The organism is Parabacteroides faecalis (assembly GCF_022809355.1).
GTDB classification, from domain to species: Bacteria; Bacteroidota; Bacteroidia; order Bacteroidales; family Tannerellaceae; genus Parabacteroides; species Parabacteroides faecalis.
Map to the genome: position 1 here is coordinate 1 of NZ_JAKZMM010000079.1, position 9,974 is coordinate 9,974.

General features: G+C 41.2%; 8 protein-coding genes and 1 rRNA gene. 6 read left to right on the top strand and 3 right to left on the bottom strand.

All coding sequences use genetic code 11. The features are described 5' to 3' along the window. Window positions 1–118: 118 nt before the first annotated feature. Entirely contained in the window at window positions 119–832 is a 714-nt protein-coding gene (locus MUN53_RS17570) for a FadR/GntR family transcriptional regulator (RefSeq protein ID WP_243326683.1), read from the bottom strand. Between the two features lie 400 nt (window positions 833–1,232). On the opposite strand from MUN53_RS17570, the gene MUN53_RS17575 reads away from it, so the two are divergent. The 5 genes from MUN53_RS17575 (at window position 1,233) to purD (ending at window position 7,641) form a co-directional block, all read left to right on the top strand. After that, complete coding sequence (locus MUN53_RS17575) at window positions 1,233–1,703, top strand: hypothetical protein (RefSeq protein WP_243326685.1); 471 nt, start codon at window positions 1,233–1,235, stop codon at window positions 1,701–1,703. 21 nt (window positions 1,704–1,724) lie between these two features. After that, a complete protein-coding gene (locus tag MUN53_RS17580; protein ID WP_243326687.1) occupies window positions 1,725–2,615 on the top strand; it encodes a serine O-acetyltransferase in 891 nt (296 codons plus the stop codon). A gap of 117 nt (window positions 2,616–2,732) precedes the next feature. Continuing rightward, window positions 2,733–4,139, top strand: a complete 1,407-nt coding sequence (locus tag MUN53_RS17585; protein ID WP_243326689.1) for a THUMP domain-containing class I SAM-dependent RNA methyltransferase — start codon at window positions 2,733–2,735, stop codon at window positions 4,137–4,139. Then, on the top strand, window positions 4,129–6,321 hold the full coding sequence (locus tag MUN53_RS17590; protein WP_243326690.1) for a S9 family peptidase: 2,193 nt from the start codon (window positions 4,129–4,131) through the stop codon (window positions 6,319–6,321). Before MUN53_RS17585 ends, MUN53_RS17590 begins: the two co-directional genes overlap by 11 nt. Before the next feature lie 48 nt (window positions 6,322–6,369). After that, window positions 6,370–7,641 carry a phosphoribosylamine--glycine ligase gene (gene purD, locus MUN53_RS17595; protein WP_243326691.1) on the top strand — a complete coding sequence of 424 codons (1,272 nt, stop codon included), beginning with the start codon at window positions 6,370–6,372 and terminating at the stop codon, window positions 7,639–7,641. Window positions 7,642–7,752: 111 nt separating this feature from the next. Here the strand turns inward: purD and MUN53_RS17600 are convergent, their stop codons facing one another. After that, window positions 7,753–8,595 (bottom strand): hypothetical protein, encoded by an 843-nt coding sequence (locus MUN53_RS17600; RefSeq protein ID WP_243326693.1) that lies wholly within the window; start codon window positions 8,593–8,595, stop codon window positions 7,753–7,755. After that, window positions 8,592–8,930, bottom strand: a complete 339-nt coding sequence (locus MUN53_RS17605; RefSeq protein ID WP_243326694.1) for a PadR family transcriptional regulator — start codon at window positions 8,928–8,930, stop codon at window positions 8,592–8,594. Before MUN53_RS17605 ends, MUN53_RS17600 begins: the two co-directional genes overlap by 4 nt. Window positions 8,931–9,875: 945 nt before the next feature. On the opposite strand from MUN53_RS17605, the gene MUN53_RS17610 reads away from it, so the two are divergent. After that, window positions 9,876–9,974: ribosomal RNA gene (locus tag MUN53_RS17610) — 16S ribosomal RNA — on the top strand; the annotation flags it as partial.

The following is a 9,974-nucleotide window of genomic DNA, read 5'->3' on the forward strand; positions in this document are numbered from 1 at the left end:
ATGGTGGCTACATATTGATGTTGTGCTGTTGCTTTTTACTGAAAGCTGCTACTAACGACTCATAAATCTACCCTTAATCGTGTATTGGATGATAGTTGCGGATTTTAGGTTTATAATTTTATTTATGTTTGTCCATGAATATTTTGTAAACAGCAAAATGTTTCTCTAAAGCTTTTCTGAATCCGTCTTCATCTTTTTTTTTGATAAAGGTTAACAGGTCTGCATGAGTGACCAGTTCTCCTTTTTTTTCTATTTCCGCATTGATAGGACTTAATAAATCTTTGAATTTGTCTTTAACAAAATTCATAACAGGATGAATAATACTTTGAAATTCGGATATTGTTCTATTTCCTGTTATTTCATATAATTTTGCATGAAAGGAATATTCGCTGATCGGTGCATATTCATTATTACCAAAAGCAATTCCCATTTTTTCTATTTCTTCTAAATCTTCAATATCCTGGGTTGTAATTTTTTTAAACAAATCACTGCAAAGTCCGATTTCAAGGGCTATTCTAAATCCTAATATATCAAAGAGAGTTTCTTCACTTAAGATTCTAGGGTCGATGATGCGTTTCATTCCTCCTAAAATAGAAGGTTCCTTGAGCGTCATACCTCTTCTTGTTCGAGATTCGATCATCCCCATCATTTTTAATCTACTGAGGGCTTCCCGTAATACATTTCGAGCTACCCCTAATGCAGCTGCCAGTTCTGATTCATTAGGTATCGGATCTCCAATCTTTAAGTTCTTCTCCTTTATGTAGGTTAGAAGTTTGTCTTCTACTTGATCTACTAAAGTTATAGGATGATTATCTATTTTAAGTGTATTCATTATATGATTAGATTTATATTATTTACTATTTGTTGTATTTGTAGGACAAATAACAGTAAAAATATTTTTATGCGCAAGTAAATTTTAATTATTAACTTTCATTCACTATTCCGGCCCTAAATAAAAGGCTAATCGATTCTTTTCCTGTATGTGCTTTTGTTTTATGGAAGAACAGGTGAATTTTATTTTGTTCGCTCACGCTGAATATATATTCGCCCTTGGTGAATATATATTCTCCGACGCAGAATATATGTTCGCCATGGGCGAACAAAGATTTTGTAGTTAACAAATGAATTATAACACACGAAATTTGGAAAGAAAAATAAACCGGCAATTCGTTTTTCATTTCTAAAAGTTTATTACATTTGCAAACTATCATAGTATCATAAGTTTGGAACAGATGAAAAAGATTATTGGATTACTCATGTTGCTGGTAGCTTTTACGGCTTGTGAAGGACCAATGGGCCCCGAAGGTCCAATGGGTCCGGAAGGACCTGCCGGAAGTGGCGACGGTGTTGTTGAGGGGTGGAAGAATATTACTTTTACTGTAAAAAGTGAAGACTGGCAGTTGATCAACAATATGGACGGAGATCCGTATTATATGTATGAATTCCAATGGGACGAATTAACGGATTATGTCTATGAAGAAGGTATTGTCCTGGGATATTTGTTTACTCAGGTAGGAGATATTGAAACTATGACTCCGCTGCCTTATGTATTGCATCGGCAAGATGCTAAGGGAAATCAATGGACTGAAACTTATACGTATGATGTAAGTCCGGGTTATGTGGCTTTTTATGCAACATATAACGATTTCAAGGTACAGGAAAAACCTGCCACAATGGACTTTAGAGTTTCTATCCTGTGGTAAAAGGGTATGAGATAATACTACATGGACGCACAGCAACAGCATAGCAGTATAATCAGCCGAACCGTTCTCGAATTATCTGATGAGGCTTCTTATCAGTCGCTGTTTCATAGCCGTCGTGATGAAGAGGCTTTGCCTTCAGGAGAGATGCTAAAGCGCATTGTTGATTTATGTCGTGCTATTTTATTCCCCGGTTATTATGGTTCTGCCCGGATTAATAAACAGACAATCCGGTATCATTTGGGTGTATTGGTGGAAACGCTGCATAGTTTGCTGGCGAAAGAGATTCATGCCGGACTGTGTTTTGCCGAGACCTCGTGTGAAGCTTGTGCAGACCGGCTGGAGACAGAGGCTGTTGTGCTTTCAGAACAATTTATTGCTTCGCTGCCGCAGTTGCGTTATTTGTTGGCAACGGATGCCGAAGCTACTTACAATGGTGATCCTGCCGCACAGAATTTGGGAGAGGTTATTTTCTGTTACCCCGGATTCCGTGCCATTTGTAATTATCGTATCGCACACCAATTGGATCAGTTGGGTGTGTCTTATATTCCTCGAATCATAACAGAACTGGCTCATTCGGAAACGGGTATTGATATTCATCCGCGAGCCAGGATTGGGCATCACTTTTCGATCGACCATGGTACCGGAACGGTGATTGGCGAAACAAGTGTGATTGGTAATTATGTCCGTATTTTCCAGGGAGTAAGTTTGGCCGGAGAAAAGTTCCCTCCGGATGAGAATGGCAATGCGATTCGCGGTGTTGACCGGCATCCGATCGTAGGAGACCATGTAACTATCTATTCGAATGCAACGTTGTTGGGACATATTCATGTGGGCGACGGAGCAACGATCTTTGGTAATGTGTGGTTAACCCGGGATGTGGCGGCTGGCGAGTCGGTATATCAACAGAGTTGACAAAGCATAAGTGAACGGGAAACAAGATAATATTAGTTTAACAATATAACAGATTAACAACAACATGGCAGTGGCTCTTCAAGTCAAGAGTCCTGTTAGCCAATTTTTAGTAACAAAATGGGAGAGACATTTGAAATGGTGGCCAAAACCCTGTATGGGTTGGAAGAAATTTTGGCCGGCGAATTATTAGCTTTGGGTGCCAACGATTTGCAGATAGGCCGCCGTATGGTTTCGTTTACAGGAGACAAGGCGTTATTGTATAAGGCAAATTTCTGCTGTCGTACGGCTTTGCGTATCTTGAAACCAATCTATCACTTCAAAGCGAAAGATGCCGATACGGTGTATAAGGAAGTGATGAAAGTGGAATGGGAAAAGTATCTGACGCTGGATAAGACTTTTGCCATCGACTCTGTGATCTATTCGGAAGATTTCAACCATTCTAAATTTGTTGCCTATCGAACGAAAGATGCTATTGTGGATTATTTTATCGAGAAGTTCCATAAACGTCCGTCGGTTCGTGTGAACAATCCGGACTTATACATTAATATACATATATCACATAACGACTGTACTTTGTCGATCGACAGCTCGGGTGAAAGCCTGCATAAGCGCGGTTATCGGGTGGATCAGACGGAGGCTCCGCTGAATGAAGTGCTGGCTGCCGGCATGATCCTGAAGACAGGCTGGAAAGGCGAATCGAATTTCGTAGATCCGATGTGTGGTTCGGGTACACTGCTGATCGAGGCTGCCATGATTGCCCTGAACATTGCGCCGGGTATTCACCGGAAGGAATTTGCTTTCCAGAAATGGGTCGATTATGATGCCGATCTGTTCGATCAGATTTATAATGATGACAGCCAGGAACGCGAATTTACGTTTAAGTGTTATGGCTCGGATATCTCGCAGCAGGCCATCGATATTGCCCGCGAAAATATCCGCAGTGCTGGTCTGATGAAATATATTGAATTGGAGACCAAACCGTTCCAGCAGTATACAGAGGCGCCGCAGCCGGGTATTCTGGTGACGAATCCTCCGTACGGCGAGCGTATTTCCAGCCGGGATCTGCTGGGCTTGTACAGCATGATCGGGGAACGTCTGAAGCATGTCTTCATGGGCTATAAAGCCTGGATCTTGAGTTACAAGGAAGAGTGTTTCGACAAGATCGGTCTGCATCCGTCTGAAAAGATGAAACTGATGAATGGTTCGTTGAGCTGTGAATATCGTTGCTATGAAATGTTCGAAGGCACGAAGAAGGAATTCAAGACGAACCAGGCAGAAGAGAAAAAACATACAAAGACAAATAGCCAGCGGGATAATAAATCCGGCGATTTCAAGCGGAAGAAGGTTGATCGTCCGGAACGTCGTTTTGCAGCCGCTCATCGGGATGAGGATGAGGATTACGGCGGCCGGTTTAACGAAAAGCGTCCGGCAAAGATGCGTTATCGGGACAACAGCGACCGGAAGCGCCTGGATAAGAAGTCCTCGTTTGGCGGTAAAAAGAAAGGACGTTTCTATGAAGATTAAGTATTGGCTTATCGGAATTCTTTTTCTTCCTATGGCATTGATGGCGCAGCAAAAGGATTTGACGTTGCAGGATCTGATCCCGGGTGGTAAGAATTATGCTAAGTTCGTTCCGAAAAATCTGTCGCAGTTGCAGTGGAACGGTGATGCTTATCTGTATGCGAAAGGAGATACGGTATGGACAAGCGAGGCGCCGAAGTGGAAAAAGTCGGTGTTGCTGACGAAAGCAGGACTGAATGAAGCGCTCGAAGCGGCCGGACAGAAGAAAGTCGGTTCGTTGCCCCGTTTCTCTGTTCCTTATGCGGGACAGTCATTACTGTCGTTTATGGCCAATAAGCATTTGTATCATTATGATTATGCAACAAAGAAGATTGTAGCCGATTATACGTTACAGCCGAAATGGGAGAATTATGATTTCTGCCCGGAAAACCGGTATCTGGCATTTACGGAAGGAAATAACCTGAAGATCCTTTCTCCGGAGAATCAGGTGACTGACGTGACGAACGAGACGGCCGATGGCATCGTCTGCGGACAGTCGGTTCATCAGAATGAATTTGGTATTCATAAGGGAACCTTCTGGTCGCCCAAAGGTTCTGCCCTGGCTTTCTACCGGATGGATGAAAGTATGGTGACGGAATATCCGATTGTCAATATCGACGCGCGTTGTGCCAAAGTAGAGCCGCGCCGTTATCCGATGGCCGGTATGAAGAGTCATCATGTGACAGTGGGTGTCTATCAGTTGGAAACCGGAAAGACAATCTGGTTGAAAACGGGTACACCGAAGGAGAAATTCCTGACGAACATCTCCTGGAGTCCGGACGAACAGCATATTTATATTGCGGAATTGAACCGGGAACAGAATGAGATGAACCTGGTTTGCTATTCGGCAGTGACAGGACAGAAAGAAGGTGTCTTGTTCACGGAGAAGGATGAACATTATGTGGAACCGCAGCATCCGTTGCTTTTCTTGCCGAATCAGCCGGATCAGTTTATCTGGCAGAGCGAACGGGATGGCTATAATCATCTGTATCTATACAATACAAAAGGTGAGTTGCAGAAACAACTGACGAAAGGTGAGTGGGTTGTCATGGACGTCCTGGGCTTTGATGAAAAAGGAGAGAACTTGTTTATCTCTTCTACTCAGCCTTCTCCGATCAGTTCTTTCGGACCAGATCATGGACCTTTGAGTGTCAAGACTTGGTCATTAAACCTGAAGAAAGGCAAATCTACTTGTCTGGCCAAGGATGCGGTGTTGACAGGAGTACATAATACGCAGTTGAGTGGTTCGGGTAAGTATTTGCTGGATAATTATTCATCTTGGGATATCCCGCGTAAGATCGTATTGGTTGATACGAAGAAGGAGAAAGAAATAACTACTTTACTGACGGCCGAAAATCCGTATAAAGATTATGAAATGCCGGAAGTGGAACGCGGAACGATCAAAGCTGCCGACGGTGTGACCGACTTGAATTATTTCCTGGTGAAGCCGTTGCATATGGATTCTACGAAAAAGTATCCTACTATTATATATGTATATGGCGGACCTCATGCACAATTGGTAACCGGAGGTTGGATGGGCGGCGTCAGCGGCTGGGACATTTATATGGCTCGTCGCGGATATGTGGTCTTTACCGTAGATAATAGAGGTTCGGCAAATCGCGGACATGCATTTGAAAGTGTGATCCATCGTCAGCTGGGTGTCAATGAAATGGCCGATCAGTTGAAAGGTGTGGAATTCCTGAAGTCGAAACCGTATGTGGATGCTGACCGGATTGGTGTTCACGGCTGGAGCTTTGGTGGATTTATGACAACGAACCTGATGTGTTCTTATCCGGATGTATTTAAAGTAGGTGTTGCCGGAGGTCCGGTAATCGACTGGAGTAATTATGAAATCATGTATGGGGAACGTTATATGGATAAGCCGCAGGAAAATCCGGATGGTTATAAGAACTCCAATCTGAAGTTGAAAGCGAAGAACCTGAAAGGACATTTACTTCTGATTCATGGAGATATTGATCCGGTAGTGGTTTGGCAACATAGTCTGGGCTTCCTGAAAGCCTGTGTAGATGCCAATACATATCCTGATTATTTTGTTTATCCGCGGCATGAACATAATGTGATCGGAAAAGATCGCCCGCATCTGCATGAGAAGATAACCCGTTATTTTGACGACTATTTACGATAAGATAAGTTGGAAAACTTAAATAACTCAGAAACTAATAAACTTAAAGAAATGAATATACTGTTATTAGGCTCTGGCGGCCGTGAACATGCAATCGCTTGGAAAATAGCTCAAAGTCCGAAAGTAGAAAAACTGTTTATTGCTCCTGGTAACGCAGGAACGGCACAGACAGGAACGAATGTGAACATCAAGGCTGACGATTTTCCAGCCATCAAGGATTTTGTTTTGGCAAATGATATCCAAATGGTTGTCGTTGGTCCGGAAGATCCGCTGGTAAAAGGTGTTTATGATTATTTCAAGAACGATACGCAGTTGGCTGCCATTCCGGTGATTGGACCGAGTAAAGCCGGTGCTCAGCTGGAAGGAAGTAAAGATTTCGCCAAGGCATTCATGATGCGTCATCAGATTCCGACGGCTCGTTATAAGAGTATCACAGCCGAAAATCTGGAAGAAGGTTTTGCTTTCTTGGAATCACTGCCTGCTCCTTATGTCCTCAAAGCGGATGGTTTGGCAGCCGGAAAAGGTGTATTGATCATTGATTCTCTCGAGGAAGCCAAGAAAGAACTGGCAGAAATGCTTCAGGGAATGTTCGGAGATGCCAGTAAAACGGTTGTTATCGAAGAGTTCCTGGATGGAATTGAATGTTCGGTATTCGTGGTAACAGATGGCAAAGATTATAAGATTCTGCCGGTAGCCAAAGATTATAAGCGTATCGGCGAAGGAAATACAGGTCTGAACACCGGTGGTATGGGAGCCGTTTCTCCTGTTCCGTTTGCCGATCATGACTTTATGCAGAAAGTAGAAGAACGTATCATCCGCCCGACAGTAGAAGGCTTGCAACAAGAAAACCTGGATTATAAAGGATTTATATTCTTAGGTCTGATCAACGTGAAAGGTGAACCGCTGGTTATTGAATACAATTGCCGAATGGGTGATCCGGAAACAGAAGTTGTGATGTTGCGCATTCAAAGTGACTTGGTAGAACTGTTGGAAGGAGTTGCTCAAGGTGATTTGGCGTCTCGTATTCTGATTCAGGATCCGCGTGCTGCTGTAACGGTTATGGTAGTTAGTGGCGGTTATCCGGAAGCCTACGAGAAAGGAAAAGTCATCACCGGCTTCGATCATATCTCTCCGGAAAATATCTTATTCCATGCCGGAACAAAAGAAGTGGATGGCCAGATTGTAACAAACGGAGGTCGTGTTATTGCCGTAAGTTCGTATGGAACGACCAAAGAAGAAGCCCTGGCTAAATCATTCGCCGGAGCCAAAGCGCTTCAGTTCGATAAAAAATACTTCCGTTCAGATATTGGGTTTGATTTGTAAACGTCGGTTGTCTATTGGATTTTTATAGATATAAGAGTGAATAGAAAATGAGAGGCAGGATCGAATCTTGCCTCTCGTCTTTTATAAGGATAATTGGGTAGAATGTCTGTGTTAACTCCAATAAGCCAAGAAAGAAGTTATTGTAATGGAAAGCGGAAAGATATAGGATAGCAACAAATAGTTTTTCCTATGTTTTGATATCTTGCATCTTAGTGCAAGATACAAACCTAGACAAAAACATCCGATGGATAGAAATAAGCTGGGCAACATGCCTATAGCGTGGATTTCGTCCATCAGGAGAAAAATCACGAAAGGAAGAAATCCATAGGTGATAAGGAAAATCAAACTAGGTTCTTCTTTTATTTTATGTATAACCGATTTTATCGGTTGAATAGATCTGTTGAACAATGAACTGACAAGTAAGATTGTAAGCAATGGAGTCCAAGCCCAAATCCCTAATTTGTCATCCGAAAATGATGGAATCCGAATGAATGAAAAGAATAAACAGAAGAGCAGGCAGAATCCAATGGCAGGAAAACTCCATCGGGGAAATTCCTTTATCCAACCAATTCCTAAAGTTATAAACATGAGTGTAATAGAAATTAAGAACATCGTGATATATACTGAATAAGATATTGTACTTACCATATCTGTGGCAAGTGTTAATCCGAACATTACAAAAGGGAAAATAGTAAGTAAAGCAGTACGTGTTGAAAAGGAAGTTTCCATATTCAGTGTTTTTAAAGTAAATAATTCGATTTCTTTTAACTGATCAATAGGGTATTGCTTGAGAGTTTCATTTAAAGAATCCTTGAAAGATTTTCCGTTATTCATTTCATCTTCTACTTGACAAGCGATATGATCAACCATGTCTTGAAAAAACAAGTGATTTTCTATTCTACCTTTTATAAGGTAGTTTCTAATCAATTGAATCTGCTCTTTAGTTAACATCATATAGGATTTGTTTTTATGTCGAACAATTGAGCCAAGATCTGTATGGATTGTTTTATTTCTTCCAATTTAGCGGTAGCCGTTCGATCTTGTTGTGGTGGAATCGAATAGTACTTTCTTTCCCGATTACCAATCTGCTCTGTTTCCACGTGCAGAATGCCATCTTTTACTAATTTGTGGAGTGCTGGATAAAGAGCTCCTTCTGTGAGGATAATGGTATCAGACGAAATCTCTTTTACTTTTTGAGTAATTTGATATCCATACATACGACCATTTTCTTTGATTAATTTAATAATAAGAGGACGAATAGATCCTTTTAGAATTTCATTAGAAAACATAGATTTAATGATTTATGGAATGAATAAATTCTTTAACTACAAATATAACGATTATTGCATAAGAATATTATGTATATATTCCTTATGTATTTAATTTATCCTTTTTTAATAGTTAGCAAAGACTGTTTGTAGAAATAAATATTGTAGATGTCATTTCCAATTCTAACGGGAATCGAAAACAGATCCAGTGAGGATCGAAATCGATTCCCGTTTATTTGTTTTTAGAAGGTAGGCTTTTTGAGAATTGAGAATGGAGAATTGAAAATTGAGAATTAGGGAAGGAGAAATAAAAAAGGAAGGGTGGAAAATAGAAGTAAGAAAAGACCGGCCTAACGGAGAAGGCGTAAAGTAAATTTCGAGTGAAGAGTAAAGAAATCCCGGCTGTCTGAGCGCGAAGCGCGAGTTACCGGGATTTTAGCGGAGCGAAGAGAATTTGTAGCCTTCGTAGTGTAGCCTTGAGTTTTTGTTTCTTTTGGGTCAAGCCAAAAGAACGGAGAAAAGAGCATTTGTAAATCATTGACAATCAAGGAAAGTGAAAAATAGTTGTAAAAAAGATGGAAAAACATTTGGAAAATATGTTTTACAGCAGTACTTTTGCACCCGCAATCGAGAGAGATGCGGTGCAGACATGATGGAAGAGGGGATAGGAAACTCGGAAAGATAGAAACCGAGGGATGAGGTTGGAAGGTCCAAGCGAATGTCCAGAGGTCGTTCCGAAAGAACTTCCGAAAAAATAAATCGAAAAAAAACTTCGAAAAAATTTGGAAGATAAAAATAAAAATCCTTACCTTTGCACCACGTTTCGAAAGAAGCGATTGAAAAGAGTTCTTTGAGAAATTTACATATACAACAGTAGTACAAGTATTTAGAATGAATACCGTCAAAAAAATACTTGAACCTGAAAGAATAACGGAATCTTGAGCAAAGACATAAAAAACAATTTGAACAACGAAGAGTTTGATCCTGGCTCAGGATGAACGCTAGCGACAGGCTTAACACATGCAAGTCGAGGGGCAGCATGAACTTAGCTTGCTAAGTTTGATG